This is a genomic window from Massilia sp. TWR1-2-2 (assembly GCF_049897565.1).
Classification (GTDB): Bacteria; Pseudomonadota; Gammaproteobacteria; order Burkholderiales; family Burkholderiaceae_D; genus JAFCUW01.
The window spans coordinates 15,767-29,091 of sequence record NZ_JAFCWM010000040.1 but is presented as its reverse complement, the minus strand read 5'-3'; the positions used below and the strand labels follow the sequence as shown (position 1 = coordinate 29,091).

At 59.5% G+C, this 13,325-nt stretch carries 12 protein-coding genes and 1 pseudogene; 10 read left to right on the top strand and 3 right to left on the bottom strand.

Annotated features, from left to right (window positions below; all coding sequences use genetic code 11):
• Window positions 1-444: 444 nt before the first annotated feature.
• Window positions 445-744 (bottom strand): response regulator, encoded by a 300-nt coding sequence (locus tag ACP7DD_RS23910; RefSeq protein WP_426177552.1) that lies wholly within the window; start codon window positions 742-744, stop codon window positions 445-447.
• A gap of 696 nt (window positions 745-1,440) precedes the next feature.
• Here ACP7DD_RS23910 and tnpB point away from each other — a divergent pair.
• From tnpB to ACP7DD_RS23875, 7 genes and pseudogenes are all read left to right on the top strand, one after another.
• On the top strand, window positions 1,441-2,115 hold the full coding sequence (tnpB, locus tag ACP7DD_RS23905) for an IS66 family insertion sequence element accessory protein TnpB (protein ID WP_426177550.1): 675 nt from the start codon (window positions 1,441-1,443) through the stop codon (window positions 2,113-2,115).
• A gap of 84 nt (window positions 2,116-2,199) precedes the next feature.
• Window positions 2,200-3,795: pseudogene (gene tnpC, locus ACP7DD_RS23900) on the top strand (IS66 family transposase).
• Window positions 3,796-3,806: 11 nt separating this feature from the next.
• Window positions 3,807-4,313 (top strand): hypothetical protein, encoded by a 507-nt coding sequence (locus ACP7DD_RS23895; protein WP_426177548.1) that lies wholly within the window; start codon window positions 3,807-3,809, stop codon window positions 4,311-4,313.
• Window positions 4,314-5,101: 788 nt separating this feature from the next.
• Window positions 5,102-5,371 (top strand): type II toxin-antitoxin system ParD family antitoxin, encoded by a 270-nt coding sequence (locus tag ACP7DD_RS23890; RefSeq protein ID WP_426177546.1) that lies wholly within the window; start codon window positions 5,102-5,104, stop codon window positions 5,369-5,371.
• A complete protein-coding gene (locus ACP7DD_RS23885) occupies window positions 5,372-5,941 on the top strand; it encodes a type II toxin-antitoxin system RelE/ParE family toxin (RefSeq protein WP_426177545.1) in 570 nt (189 codons plus the stop codon).
• 59 nt (window positions 5,942-6,000) lie between these two features.
• Window positions 6,001-6,582: a BPSL0067 family protein gene (locus ACP7DD_RS23880; protein ID WP_426177543.1), complete on the top strand. Its 582-nt coding sequence runs from the start codon at window positions 6,001-6,003 to the stop codon at window positions 6,580-6,582.
• 35 nt (window positions 6,583-6,617) lie between these two features.
• Window positions 6,618-7,001 (top strand): STY0301 family protein, encoded by a 384-nt coding sequence (locus ACP7DD_RS23875; RefSeq protein ID WP_426177541.1) that lies wholly within the window; start codon window positions 6,618-6,620, stop codon window positions 6,999-7,001.
• Window positions 7,002-7,101: 100 nt separating this feature from the next.
• On the opposite strand, the gene ACP7DD_RS23870 is transcribed toward ACP7DD_RS23875, so the two are convergent.
• Complete coding sequence (locus ACP7DD_RS23870) at window positions 7,102-8,553, bottom strand: PA domain-containing protein (RefSeq protein ID WP_426177539.1); 1,452 nt, start codon at window positions 8,551-8,553, stop codon at window positions 7,102-7,104.
• Window positions 8,540-9,019, bottom strand: a complete 480-nt coding sequence (locus tag ACP7DD_RS23865) for a post-PEP-CTERM-1 domain-containing protein (protein ID WP_426177537.1) — start codon at window positions 9,017-9,019, stop codon at window positions 8,540-8,542. The genes ACP7DD_RS23870 and ACP7DD_RS23865 overlap by 14 nt, the downstream gene beginning before the upstream one ends.
• 240 nt (window positions 9,020-9,259) lie before the next feature.
• Between ACP7DD_RS23865 and ACP7DD_RS23860 the strand changes: the two genes are divergently transcribed.
• The 3 genes from ACP7DD_RS23860 (at window position 9,260) to ACP7DD_RS23850 (ending at window position 13,292) form a co-directional block, all read left to right on the top strand.
• On the top strand, window positions 9,260-10,078 hold the full coding sequence (locus tag ACP7DD_RS23860; RefSeq protein ID WP_426177536.1) for a class I SAM-dependent methyltransferase: 819 nt from the start codon (window positions 9,260-9,262) through the stop codon (window positions 10,076-10,078).
• Between the two features lie 80 nt (window positions 10,079-10,158).
• Window positions 10,159-11,328, top strand: a complete 1,170-nt coding sequence (locus ACP7DD_RS23855) for a PQQ-dependent sugar dehydrogenase (RefSeq protein ID WP_426177535.1) — start codon at window positions 10,159-10,161, stop codon at window positions 11,326-11,328.
• A 101-nt stretch (window positions 11,329-11,429) separates the two neighbouring features.
• Complete coding sequence (locus ACP7DD_RS23850) at window positions 11,430-13,292, top strand: di-heme-cytochrome C peroxidase (protein WP_426177533.1); 1,863 nt, start codon at window positions 11,430-11,432, stop codon at window positions 13,290-13,292.
• The last annotated feature ends 33 nt before the right edge of the window (window positions 13,293-13,325 follow it).

Sequence of the window (13,325 nt, the reverse complement as noted above, 5' to 3'; positions counted from 1 at the left end):
CTGGAAGGACCTATCGACATCGTGAAAATCTCTCGAAACCGCGGAAGCAAGACCAAAAACCGCACAAGGCAATGAGTCAGAAAAATTGTTGAAATCGGCTAACTTGGGTGGATTGGGGCACGCATCGGCGTGCCGACGGTGACTTGGAGACTTTCAATGCCGACTTTTTTGGATATCGCTGAATTAGCCACTTTATTGAAATGCAGTACGAGAACCCTTCGTCGCAATATGAGGGGCAAACCCTGGCTCCTCCCCCCAAACATGCCAGCGAGCATTCATCCCGCGCCTCTTGGCGGGAGGTTGACGTACTGCAGTGGCTGCAAGAGCAGAGAGAAATGGGGGAGATAACGAAACTCCCCGAAGAGAAGCCAAACTTGCAAGGTCAGCCAAGACACCTGGATTAACAGCAATGGGAAGCGCGCCGAGAAGGAAATATGTTGACGCCTAGCTGAAGAAATCCGGAACCCCTAAGATTCTCGCAAGAGCCTGGAGATTCATCGGCTTAGTAAAATGGTAATGAAAACCGGATTCCATCGACCGTTTAATGTCCTCAGGACTTCCGTATCCGGTAAGCGCCATAAACAGGGCGGCGCAAGCACATGGCTTCGCTCGCAGCTGTCGAGCCAGTTCATACCCATCCATGCCGGGCAGACCGATGTCCAATATGAAGAGGTCAAAGGTTTGAAGGTCCGCACGGGTAAGTGCAGCGATGGGGTGGAATTCTGTGCAAACCTCGTTGCCCATTGACTCCAAATCATCGACATCGTTGCGGCCGCGTCAATATTGTCATCGACCACACGTCAGCGCACAGGCGTTTAGCAAACCGTCGCGGTTACTTCGTACGTTCTTGTGCCCGAGCCAGAAGGATGGTGTGGCCGCACCAGGGTCTACCTGACGCGACCCGGGAAAGGTAATGTGCACTTGGATGCGCATTTCTACTTATCGCCGAAGGGTAGGTTCTATATGGGGTGCACTCACTCACACTCAGACCGGTGCGCGTTTTTACCTGTGATAATGGTTTGATTCCTGTTGGGCAGGCCAGTAAAATCAATGACTTAAGTGATATTTTCCACTGCGAAAATTTATAATCCCATTTAGCATCGCCGCATGTAGGGCGTATGTAGGTTTTTCTTGGCGTCTTCTATTCTGGTGCCATGTCGGCAACATACCTCTGCGTCATTAGTGAGCCTAGCTGCAAAAATGATCGTTTCACGATAATTCGCCCATTCTCCACACCTAAATTTGACAGTGCAGAAGGCGCTGCGGCGTGTAGCTGGCATCGAACGACGAACCGGGTTTCAGACGATATGGTTGGGCCAGTTCACCTTGTCTGGCTCCCTTCGCAAACACTCGTTGATCGTAAGCGCTCCATGAACCCCAGACTTGTCGTGCAATTCTGATTGCGGCATGCTTACCTATCAATTTTGAGATGGAGTAAGCATGACGGCAGAATCGGAAATCTGGGCGGCACACATGTCCGCAATCAAGCAGGTAAGCATTTCTGCGCGAGCCTATGCGCAGCAGCACGACATTTCACTGGCATCGCTTTATTACTGGCGGCGCAAGTTGAAGATGGCGGCAGGCAAGCCCGAGGCGGCGCCCCAGGCTGGCAGCAAATTCGTGGCGCTGCGGCTCGCTGGCGCCACGCCCTGCCAGCTGCACCTTGATCCTGGCGTCGGGCCTGCGCCTGGAAATGCCGGCACTGCCTGCGCCGGAATGGCTGGCCGCTGTCGGGCGCGCGCTTCAGGATGCGCACTGATGCACCCCGGTTGCCGCATCGAGCAAGTGTTTCTATGCCGGGAACCAGTCGATTTCAGGAAGTCGATCGGCGGCCTCTCCGTGCTGGTCGAGCAGGCTCTGGGGCTGGACCCGTTCGGCAGCGCGCTCTATGTTTTCACCAATCGCCAGCACAACAAGATCAAGGTCCTGTACTGGCATCGCAATGGCTTTTGCCTGTGGCTTAAGCGCCTGGAGGCGGAGAAGTTCGCCTGGCCGCAAGGCACCGAAGCGGCCACGCAAACGATCAATTTGCAGCAATTCGAATGGCTGCTCGAAGGCTTCGATTTATGGCGAAATAGTCCCCATAAAACGCTCCATTTTACTTCTGTTTCATAGGGGAATTTGGTAAAATGCGGCATGCCTTTCGCCGCCGCCAAACCTGCCATTCTGCCCCCGCAATTCACCTTCGTCGAGCCCGTCTTGCCGACCGATGTCGCTGCGCTGACGGCATTGCTGCACCAACAGCATGCGGCCCACATGGCGTCGGTCGACTCGCTTACGCAGCAGGTGCGCGACTATGTCAACCGGGTCATCGAGCAGATGGTCCTGGCGCGTCACCGCCAATTTGGCGTCAGTTCCGACCAACTGTCCGGCCAGGGCCGCTTGTTCGATGAAGCGGAAGCGCTGGCCCAATCGAGCACCGAAGAGCAAGACATTGCTCCGATTGCGCGGGAGACGGTGCCGGCGACCGACAAGAAGATCGCGGCACGCGGCAAGCGCAGTCCATTGCCGGCCGAGTTGAAACGCTTTGACGTGGTGTACGATGTGTCCCCGGCCGAGCGCACTTGCCCGTGCAGCACGCCGATGGTGGAAATCGGCCAGGATGTCAGCGAGCAACTCGACATCGTCCCGATGCAGGTGCGCGTGCTGCGCCACATCCGCAAGCGCTAAGGCTGTCCCGGCAGCATCCACGCGCCGGTCACGGCGGCGTTGCCGCCGCAGCCGCTGCCAAAGAGCAACGCCAGCGCCGACTTCCTGGCCATGCTGTTGATCATCAAATTCATCGATGGCTTGCCGCTGGCCCGTTTCGAACATGTGCTCGCGCGCCACGGAGCGACGGTGCCGCGCCAGACGCTGGCGCGCTGGGTAATCGCCGCCGCGCGCATGCTGCAACCGCTGCACAATCTGATGCGCGACGCCTTGTTCGATGGCGCTTTCCTGCATATCGACGAAACGGTGGTGCAGGTGCTCAAGGAAGATGGCAAGACACCCACCTCGACCAGCTACATGTGGGTGCAAACGGGCGGGCCGCCGGGCAAGCCTGTCACCATCTATGACTACGACCCCAGCCGCGGCGGGGATGTGCCGGTGCGCCTGTTGCAAGGCTACCAAGGTTGCATGATGACCGATGGGTATACAGGCTATAACGCGCTGAGTAAGACCGATGGCATCGAGCATCTGATTTGCTGGGCGCACGCGCGCCGCCGCTTTGTCGACGCTGCCCGGGTGCAGCCGAAGCGCAAGCGCGGCCGAGCCGACGAGGCCGTCGCCTTGATTGGCAAGTTGTACGGCATCGAACGCGATCACAAGGACTCCAGTGCCAAATCGCGCTTGCTGGCGCGCCAGCAGCACAGCGTGCCGGCGCTGGCCGCACTGCATGCCTGGATGAAAAAAACGCTGCCCCTCGTGACGCCCAAAAGCGCACTCGGAACCGCACTCGCGTACAAGCAGAAATACTGGCATGGCCTGACCCGCTATACGGAGCGCGGCGACTTGCCCATCGATAATAATCGAGCTGAAAATGCCATCCGGCCGTTTGTGGTTGGCAGAAAATCCTGGCTATTTGCAGACACGGCCGCAGGCGCCCACGCCAGCGCGGTGATCTACTCCCTGGTGCAAACGGCCAAGGCCAACGGCCTGGAGCCGTATGCCTGGCTGTGCCGCGTCATGCGCGACTTGCCAAAGGCAAAAACCGTCGATGATGTGGATGCGCTGCTGCCGTGGAATATGGATTTGATGCAGGATGGACCTGATGCGGGCTCCATGCTGGCCGAATCGGCAATGGGTGCTGCATGAGCCGGATATCAATGCCGACTCTGGTGTCGGCAATCAAGAAAATACGGGCCATGGACATGGGCCAGAAAGAACAACTGGCGGATGAATTGTTCCGGCAGCAGCCCAACATGTTCGGCTCATTCCTGGTGCAGAAGCAGATGGGCGTTTCATTGGAAAAAATGGAGTTCTTGTTAGAAATCCTGTTCATTTGCTTCCAGTGCATGAAGGAATCAGGATTGATCTGGCCCCTGATTACCGAGGATGAACAAGACAAGCAATTGGCGCGCTATGTCGCAACCGTCAAATTCGGTGAAGACTTGAGTCCGACGCTTCAAGATCACGCCATGAAGCAATATATCGAAAACCATCCGGAGCAGTATCTGCTGGCCTTCGTCACGGTGGAAACCAAAGACTGGCTAAGCCGCATCGTCCCGGAAGACACCGATCGCTACGTCATGTTGGCGGCGGTCAATCTCGTCAACTGCATCGCCTTCGTGCCGATGCCGCCATCAACGGCCAAGGCATGCACCCATTCGTAAATTGCGATCGATAGCGATCACTGGTGTTTATGGATCGCTTACCGTTGATCTTTGCGAGAATACTTCTTTCATGACATATTAGTGCTGCGTCCCATCGAAGCTCCATCAACGACGCAACGATACCGTCGATACGCTCGGTTCTTTTCGACTTGTCTGGCTTCATATTGCCCGCCGCATCCTGCTTAACGCTAACGCTCGGCGACAATGCGTTTCCAATTGGCACATAGACGACGGAACGCGGTAATTGTCAATCATTGACGGCACGCCGGGGTCAGTGCTGACATTCGGACACAAGCTCAGGCATAGCGTCCGTGCAATGCTGAGGTCGTGTCCGATTGTCGGCACTGACCGCGTCATTCGCGCGTCATTCGCGCACGGAGGTTTCGGATGGCTCGGTTGTTTTCCACCTGAGTCCTCACGCCTTTGGTAGGGACCACCTCTAAAGCATAGTGACGGCACGCCGTCATTCGCACAAGCTCAGGTATAGCGTCCGTGCAATGCTGAGGTCGTGTCCGATTGTCGGCACTGACCCCGTCATTCGCAGATTGTCGGCACTGACCCCGTCATTCGCACAAGCTTAGGTATAGCGTCCGTGCAATGCTGAGGTCGTGTCCGATTGTCGGCACTGACCCCGTCATTCGTCATTCGGGCACTGACCCCGTCATTCGGATTGTCGGCACTGACCCCGTCATTCGACCCCGTCATTCTCCTGGCAATACCGATGTGGCAAGCGGTTAGGGGCGCCAAAGATTGGTAGAATTGGTTTGATTGGTCATGAGGAGGCCTGAATGGGCATGAACATAGATTTGACGCCGCAGCTCGAAGAAATGGTGCGTCAAAAAGTGGATTCCGGCTTGTACACATCGGCGAACGAGGTTGTTCATGAAGCCTTGCGACTCATGGACGAGAAGGACCAACTGCACGTGGCGCGGCTCGACCAACTCCGTCAGGCCATCCAGGAAGGCTTGGATAGTGGACCTGCCGTCGAGTTGGACGCTGATGAGGTAAAGCGCGCCGGCCGTGCCAGACGCGCCGCGAAGGTGGGATGCGGCAATTAAGTGCCGAATTTCATCGTCCGTCCAAAAGCCCGTATCGACCTCGACGGAATATGGGACTTCATCGCCGCAGACAGTCAGGCTCAAGCCGACGCCTTTGTCGATCGGGTGATCAAGAAATTCAAACTCCTTGCACGACAGCCCGGGCTCGGACGAATTCGTGATGAGCTCATGCCTGAACTGCAGAGTTTTCCGTTTGAGCGCTACGTCATATTTTATCGCGGTTTCAAGCGGGATCGAAATCATACGAGTGCTGCACAGTGCTCAAGACGCGGTCGCCCAGTTCCATCCCGGTTCGTAAGCAGCCCAGAAGGCTGTACACACTACCCCCAGTCGTCGGTAAACGAGGCGCGGCGGGCGGCCATGTCGACCAAGGTATGTTTTGTGGCGCGAGGGCACCAAATCAGCAATAGCGGGTTTCCACAAAAAGCTGTGCAGAGTCCTCTATCGGAACTGCCGGGGTCAGTGCCGATAGAGGACACACGCTCAAGCATAGCGTCCGTGCAATGCTATGGCCGTGTACGATTGTCGGCACTAGACCCCGGAATTGCTGACCCCGGGATTATCGCTTGACAAGCGCTGCTCTCGTGGATTACGCACGCGTCTAAGCGCTTTCGAGTTGGCGCGCTTTGATGAAAAAATACTGGACAGACGAGCCGGAAAATGCGCTGGTCTTAAACTGTGATTTTCGTGGCTCACCCGGAGGTCGGATAGTTGAGGCAGGATGGCTTTTGTTGGCGCGCAATGTTGTCGTACAGCATCGCAAGCAAGATGGGATTCCACATGTAAAGCGAGGAGTTCCCATGCCGTTTCGATATTCAGGGGATCTGCGCCTGCTGAAAGACCGCCCGCATTTCGGCAGCGGTCAATGTGTGGACCTGATCAAAGAGCTTGTGCTCGGGCTCAAAGGTGTAAGCACGCAGACTTGGAAGCAAGGCGCAACGGTGAAGGCCTCACCAAACCTCATTAGGGGCACGGCGATCGCTACCTTCGGCCCTGACGGCAAATACCCGACTGCGGATACAGGGCAACATGCTGCAATCTTCGTGGCGCATGCCGGTGCGGGGTTCTACGTGGTGGAGCAGTACCGCAAGTCTGGGCTAGTGCTGTGTCGTCACATGGGACTACCGCAAGGGGAGTGGAAGCAACGACCCGATGGAACGTGGCCCCAGCGTAGCAAAAATCAGTACGCTTTTTCCGTGATTGAAAGATGATAATGCGACCACGTTTCCACTTCTTGCTGTTGGCCATGCATCTTGCACTAACCGGCGCCATGGCCTCGGAGGCCGTGGCCGCTGACATGAGTGCGCACTGCCCAGGAACTCTAAGCAAAGATGTTTTGAAGCCAGGGCGAGCGGTGCAAGGCTGGATGACAGTACCCAATCAACAGCACTTGAATGCAGCTGGCATGATGGCCGGTGCGCCCGCGACGGAAAGTTATCTTGTGCCGGACAGGACGGCGAAAGGACGCCAGACCTGGGAGTTCGCCAAGGGCGGGGAGCGGTGGTTCTGGTGCGGGTACAGCGGGGTGAGGCTGATGCGTCGAATGGATGACAAGGCGGCGATCTGCACCATCACGATGGCAACAAAGAAGCCGGAAAATGCTCTGTCCGCTTCGGTGGAGTGCAAGTAGGTCGTCCGACTTCTTGCGGCCTGAGGCGCTTTTTAGCGCGCCGATCATATATAAAAAAACCGCCTGCAAGCAGGCGGTTTTTATTGAACCGGCAGTCAGATTACCAGCCGATATCCTTCAGCAGCTCGAACGTCAGGTCCACCGGCAACGTCACCGAATGGGTCAGGTCGGCGCTGATGGCCGGCTCCATCAGCTGGTTGCGCTTGGCGGACGTGTTGAAATGCGAGATCGACGAGCCAGACTCGTACGGGTTCGGCGCATACATCGTCATGCGTTGCTGCGAGTCGGTGCCCGCGATCAGCGTCTTCGACAGTTCCAGCTTGCCGACGGTGCCGGCGACATCGCCGTTCGGCTTGACCAGGCTGGCGGCGATTGCATTACCGTCGGCCAGCGTGACACGAACGGCCGGGATCGTGATGGTTGGATCGACTCCGCCCAGGCCGTTCAGCGCGGCTTGCACGTTGTCGGCGACGATCACACCGATCGCGCCAGCGTTCTGCGCGTTCTTGACCTTGAAGGTGAAGCCGCAAGCACCGCGGCTGACGAGGGCGATCTTGCCGTACACCGCTGCCGTATTGGCCGCGTTGAGCGGGGTGCATGCCACGCCAGCGCTGTCTGCCTGCAACGCTACCTTGGCGATTTCGCCGGTCACAGGCGGGCTGCCGATCGGCGGCCCGAAGTCAGCTGGGCCGACCGAATACAGGCTCGCTTGCTGCTTGGCGCCGTAGCCGACCAGGCGCAGTTGCGGCGTGGCCGACAGCACCTGCGGCACCGCTGCGTTGACGCGCGCGCCAGTCCACGACAAGCCTACCGGCTTGAGCGACGAGGCACGGCGTTCCTCAGGGGACATGGCGGCCCACAGTTTGTTGGTCGTATTGTCGAGCAGGTAGTGGTCCCATGCCGACGGCAGGCCGGCACTGGTCGCGTTAGCCCCCAGCTGGTTACCGGTCAGTCCGTTGGTAAAGGTCTGGAAGCCCAGGCCGTGACCCATTTCGTGCAGCAAGGTGGCGACAAAGTCGATGTTGGTGCCGTGTTTTGCGTCCAGGCCCAGATAGAACGACGTACCCGTCAGGCAGCCAGGCTTGCCGAGCTCGGAATTGAAGTTGGCATTGATTTGTGGAACCGGAGCAGTCGACGCCTCGGAGCCGTACAGCTTGTTGGCCAGCGCGTAGGAATACCAGGTGCCCGTTTTTGGCGCGCCGTTGAAATCGCTGAAGACGCGCGTGGCGCCGGCACTGCCGAGCGTGGCGCCGGTGGCAGTGCAGGTCAGCGGACGGAACACGGCGTTGATGACGATCGGCGTCGCGCTGGTCAGCGTCGCGCCCCAGATATTTGCAGCATGCGTGAACGCAATCAGGCGTTGCTGGCCGATGGTCGTGCCGGTATTGCCGCCAACCGGTGCGGCGGGGGTGGTCTCGTTAAAGCCGACGCCAGCTGCGTTGGCGTTGACGATGGTAATCGTGGCGGCCGCCTGCGCGGTGCCGGCGGCAGCGCACGACAGTGCCAGCGCCGCGGCGATCAGTGTCAGGCTCGGGCGCTTATTGGACTTCATTCTGGTGCTCCTTCGATTGCGTGGTCACTGGGGTGGACAAGGTCTTTGCCGCTGCGTGCGCGCCTTCGATACATTCATGATCGAGGCCGCCATGGGCATTGCGCCGAACGACCGAGTAGGTCATCGAGCTTTCGTCGAGGTCGGCAACGAGGATGCCGTTCGATTGCAGGCGCGGAACGCCGGCCGTTGGTTCGCCGGACGCTTTACGTGCTGCCGCCTCGGCCTGGCGCTGGGCCGCGCGCAGGTCGTTAAATTGCTTCGCTTCAGTCGCGGTCGGGTTGCGCATCTGGCCGGTGACCGGATCCTTGAAAACGGTCTGGCCTGCTTGGGAGTCCTGGCCAGCGGCCGAAGCCGTGGCGGACAGCGCCAGGGCCGCGACAGCGACCAAGGTGCGAAGTGAAAACACGGAGCTATGCATTTTGTTAGTCTTTCTGAAAATGTACTTCAATCGGTCCACCAATTCCACGGTCCCGCTTGCTCAGCGGGTTGGCAACGACTATAGCTTTGGCAACAAGAACAGTGAAAATAATCTTAACGATTAATATCTCGTTGTTTCGTCAAATGTGCGGATTTTCAACGGTCTGTCCTATGCGCATATGCATGTCATGCTGCAAGAGCTGTTGTTTTTCCGAAGCTTGCCTCGAAACTGGACGTTTACTTTTCCGTCGAATTCGTGTGTATGCATTCCGAAAATTTGTCATAGGCAATGGCTTTTTCTGCCGGGCAGGGTAGCGGTCGAGGTGGACGTTATAATTCGTCAACGGTCACCATTCCTGACCAGTTCGGGAGAACGGCTGTGAGCTACACGGAAGGTGTATTCAACGACAAGAACAGCATCAAGCGCTGGCTTCAGCGACAGCGCCTGCTGACGGCAGTTGCGGCCGCCGCCAGGGAAAAAGCGAGCGTTCGCCTGGTGCTCGACTTCGGATCGGGCAGCGGTGAACTGTGCAAGCTGCTGGTGCACGAATATCCGAACGCGACGATCATCTGTTACGAGCCCTGCTCCGACCTGCTGGCCGAAGCGAAGCACGAGCTGCGAGGTGTGCCGCGCATCGAGTTTTACGCGGCCTTCAGCGACCTGCCGGCGGCGTCGGTCGACGTTTTGTTTTGCCTTGAAGTCTTCGAACATATTCCCGCAACCGCGCGCGGCAATGCGCTCAACCAGATCGACCAGCTGGTCAAACACGGATCGGAAGTGATTTTCGGCGTGCCGGTCGAAGTCGGGTTGCCGGCGCTCTACAAGGGCCTTTTCCGGATGAGCCGCCGCTTCGGCGCCTTCGATGCGCGCCCGCTGAATGTGCTGCGCGCCGTCGTCGGCTTCCCGCCGAAAGACCGACCGCTCGGGCTGTTGCCGCCGGACGTAGTAGTCCACCATGACCACCTGGGATTTGATCACCGGATTTTCCGTCAGAACATCGCCGAACGGTTCTCGTTGATCAAGGCGTCAGCCAGCCCATTCGAGTTTCTTGGCACATGGTGCAATCCGGAGGCGTATTTCGTCGTCAAAAAGCTTGGCGGCGCCTGACGGCGCACGTACACGTGCTCGTCGGTCCAACGGAATCCTGTACGATTCCATTTAGATAAGTTAAGTCAAACGGAGACGTGATGAAAATTGTATCGGGGAAAACCCTGTTCGCCGGCGCCACGCTGGCGCTGTCCACGGCGATCGTGCCTTCTGCCTATGCCCAGCTCGAACCGACCGCGGCGCCGCCGGCGGCAGCGGGCTGGCGCGCCGAGACCGTCGTCGAGGGCATCCCGAAGCCGTGGGGCATGGCCTTCTTGCCGGACGGCCGCTCGCTCATTACCAGCAAGGACGGCTCGCTGCATCTGTTTGACGGCAAGCAGCTGCGAAAGATCGCGCTCGAAGGCTTGCCGGAAGTGTTCACCGGCGGGCAGGGCGGGCTGCTCGACATCGCCCTGCATCCGGCCGACAAGGTCAATCCGCGCGTCTACATGACGATGGCGTTCGGAACGACGAGCGAAAACCGCACCATCCTGGTCCAGGGCGTGTTCGACGGCAAGCGCGTGCATGGCATCAAGACGCTGTTTCGCGTCGAACAGGGCAAGAGCGGCGGCCAGCACTTCGGTTCGCGCATCCTGTTCCTGCCGGACGGCACTCTCCTGATGAGTATCGGCGACGGCGGCAATCCACCGCAGCGCGTCGGCGACCGGCTGGCACGCGAACAGGCGCAAAACCTTGCCACCCACCACGGCTCGATCCTGCACCTGACTGCCGAAGGCAAGCCGGTGCCGGGCAATCCGCTGGCCAGCCGGCCCGGCGCGCGCCCGGAAATCTGGACCTATGGCCACCGCAACATCCAGGGCATCGCGCGCGATCCGGTTTCGGGCCGCATCTGGGCAACCGAGCACGGCCCGCGCGGCGGCGACGAACTGAACCTCATCGAAGGCGGCCAGAATTACGGTTGGCCGCTGCAAAGCTACGGCGCCGATTACAAGACGGGCGAGCCGGTCGGGCTGCGCGCGGTGCCTGGCATGACCGGGCCGAAGGTGGCGTGGGTGCCGTCGCCAGGGCCGTCGGGCCTGGTGGTGTACACCGGTAACATGTTCCCGCAGTGGAAGGGCAGCCTGTTCAGTGGCGGCCTGGCCAGTAGCGACATTCGCCGCATCGCGCTCGACAAGGATGGCAACGTCCAGGGCCAGGACCGGCTCGACATCGGCGCGCGCGTGCGCGACGTGCGGCAGGGCCCGGATGGCCACCTGTATGCGCTGACGGACGAGGACAAGGGACGGCTGCTGCGCATCGTCCCGAAATAAGCACCTATCTGATCTGTATATGCTCTCGACATGCTGCGCTTGCTACACTGGCTTGGGGTAAGTTTCTATTCCAGCAGCTGTATCCGTGAGGGAGCATCGCGATGGGCTTCATCAACGTCTCCCTCGGCGGCGCTCTCGTCGCCCTTGCCGCGCTCGGCGCGGCGGCCGTGAGCACCCCCGAACTGGTGCCGGTCGATCAGGGCTGGACCATTGCCGAAAAGGCGCAATGGCACAGTCTTTCTCAGGGATCGCGGCTGATCCCGCGCGCATGGCTGATGGCGCTCGAACGGCCCGATGTCGATCGGCCTTTCCTGCAGCCCAGCCATATCGATTCTTTTCGGTATCTGATCGATCCCACGCCGTTGCCGGTGGGATTTGTCGTCGATGACCAGAGCGACCGCATGTTCTCGGACGTGAGCCGGCTGCGCTGGAAGAAGGGGCAGGGCGAGCGCGAAGCATGGGTTGGCATGAATTGCGCCGCCTGCCATACGGCCGAGCTCACGTTCAAGGGCAAGCGCATGCGCATCGAAGGCGCGCCGGCCCTGGCCGATTTCCAATCGTTCATGCAATCGATGAACGGCGCGCTGGCGACGGTGCTGCGCGACCAGCGCAAATGGGACCGGTTCTCCGGCCAGGTGCTGGCCGGCGCCGACGATGCGGGCAACCGGAGCATGTTGCGCGACGCGGTGGAGTCAATGCTGCGCTGGCAGACTCGCGTCGAGCAGGCCAACCACACTGATCTGCAGTACGGGTTTGCGCGCGTCGATGCGTTCGGACATATTTTCAACAACATCCTGCTGAAGACAGGCGGCGCCGGCCAGCCGATCAATCCGTCCGATGCCCCCGTCAGCTATCCGTTCCTGTGGAACACGTCGCAGCACGATGTGGTGCAGTGGAATGGTATGGCCTCCAATCAACGTATCGGCGCGATCGATATCGGCGCGCTTGGCAGGAACGTCGGCGAGGTGACGGGCGTGTTTGCCGACCTGGCCTTCACTGCACCGGGAACGGCGACCGCGCGCAACGGCTACCAGACCAGTGCCCATGTGAAAAACCTGCTGACGCTGGACACCCTGGTGCGCAAGCTCAAGGCGCCGGCGTGGCCCGAGGCGCTGCCGCCGATCGACGCCGACAAATGGGAAGCCGGCAAGCTTCTCTTCAACCAGGCCAACGGATGCGCGTCCTGCCACCAGGTGCTCGCGCGCGACGACTTGAGCACGCGCTTTGTCGCCACGCTCACGCCCGTTTTCGGCAGCCAGCCGCTCGGTACCGATCCTTGGATGGCATGCAATGCTTACGCATATCAGGCAATGACAGGCGTGCTGTACAACACGCGCGAGCGTCTGTTCATCGGCCGGCGTTATGGCCAGGTCGAGCAGCTGTCGGATTTGCTCGGCACCACCGTAATCGGCGCGATCTTCAACCGCCGCGACGAAGTCATCGATGCAGCCGTCGATCGCCGGGATATCGAGACGATTCTTGTGTCGGCGAATTTCTTCAACTGGGGAAAACCGCTGTCGCTGGAAGACGCGAGCGCGGTCCACGAATTGTTCGAGCCGGACAAGGAGAAGCGGCTGCAACGCTGCATGAAATTGAGCGACGATTCGCGCATGGCGTACAAGGGCCGTCCGTTGACGGGCGTATGGGCAACCGCGCCCTACTTGCACAATGGATCGGTGCCGACGCTGTATGACTTGCTGCTGCCGCCGGAGCGCCGGCCCCGTTCGTTCCGGCTCGGCACGCGCGAGTTCGATCCGGGCAAGGTCGGTTTTGTCACCGGCGAAACGGCTGAAAATAGCTTCGTGTTCGCGCCGCACGACGCGTCGGGCCAGGCGATTGCCGGCAATTCAAACTTGGGTCACGACTACGGCAATGCCGGTTTTAGCGACGCACAGCGATGGGCGCTGGTGGAGTACATGAAGGCGGTAGGCGCCCGCAGGGAAGGAAGCAAAATCATTCAATAGCGCCTCCACCGTCGCTTACGCGACAGCGGAGGC

Excerpts from the sequence above, each read along its gene's own strand:
- ACP7DD_RS23890 (WP_426177546.1), top strand. The coding sequence starts at position 5,102 with ATGGGCATGAACATAGATTTGACGCCGCAGCTCGAAGAAATGGTGCGT.
- tnpB (WP_426177550.1), top strand. The coding sequence starts at position 1,441 with ATGACGGCAGAATCGGAAATCTGGGCGGCACACATGTCCGCAATCAAG.
- ACP7DD_RS23870 (WP_426177539.1), bottom strand. The coding sequence starts at position 8,553 with ATGAAGTCCAATAAGCGCCCGAGCCTGACACTGATCGCCGCGGCGCTG.
- ACP7DD_RS23895 (WP_426177548.1), top strand. The coding sequence starts at position 3,807 with ATGCCGACTCTGGTGTCGGCAATCAAGAAAATACGGGCCATGGACATG.
- ACP7DD_RS23875 (WP_426177541.1), top strand. The coding sequence starts at position 6,618 with ATGCATCTTGCACTAACCGGCGCCATGGCCTCGGAGGCCGTGGCCGCT.
- ACP7DD_RS23855 (WP_426177535.1), top strand. The coding sequence starts at position 10,159 with ATGAAAATTGTATCGGGGAAAACCCTGTTCGCCGGCGCCACGCTGGCG.
- ACP7DD_RS23910 (WP_426177552.1), bottom strand. The coding sequence starts at position 744 with ATGGGCAACGAGGTTTGCACAGAATTCCACCCCATCGCTGCACTTACC.
- ACP7DD_RS23880 (WP_426177543.1), top strand. The coding sequence starts at position 6,001 with ATGAAAAAATACTGGACAGACGAGCCGGAAAATGCGCTGGTCTTAAAC.
- ACP7DD_RS23850 (WP_426177533.1), top strand. The coding sequence starts at position 11,430 with ATGGGCTTCATCAACGTCTCCCTCGGCGGCGCTCTCGTCGCCCTTGCC.
- ACP7DD_RS23860 (WP_426177536.1), top strand. The coding sequence starts at position 9,260 with ATGGCTTTTTCTGCCGGGCAGGGTAGCGGTCGAGGTGGACGTTATAAT.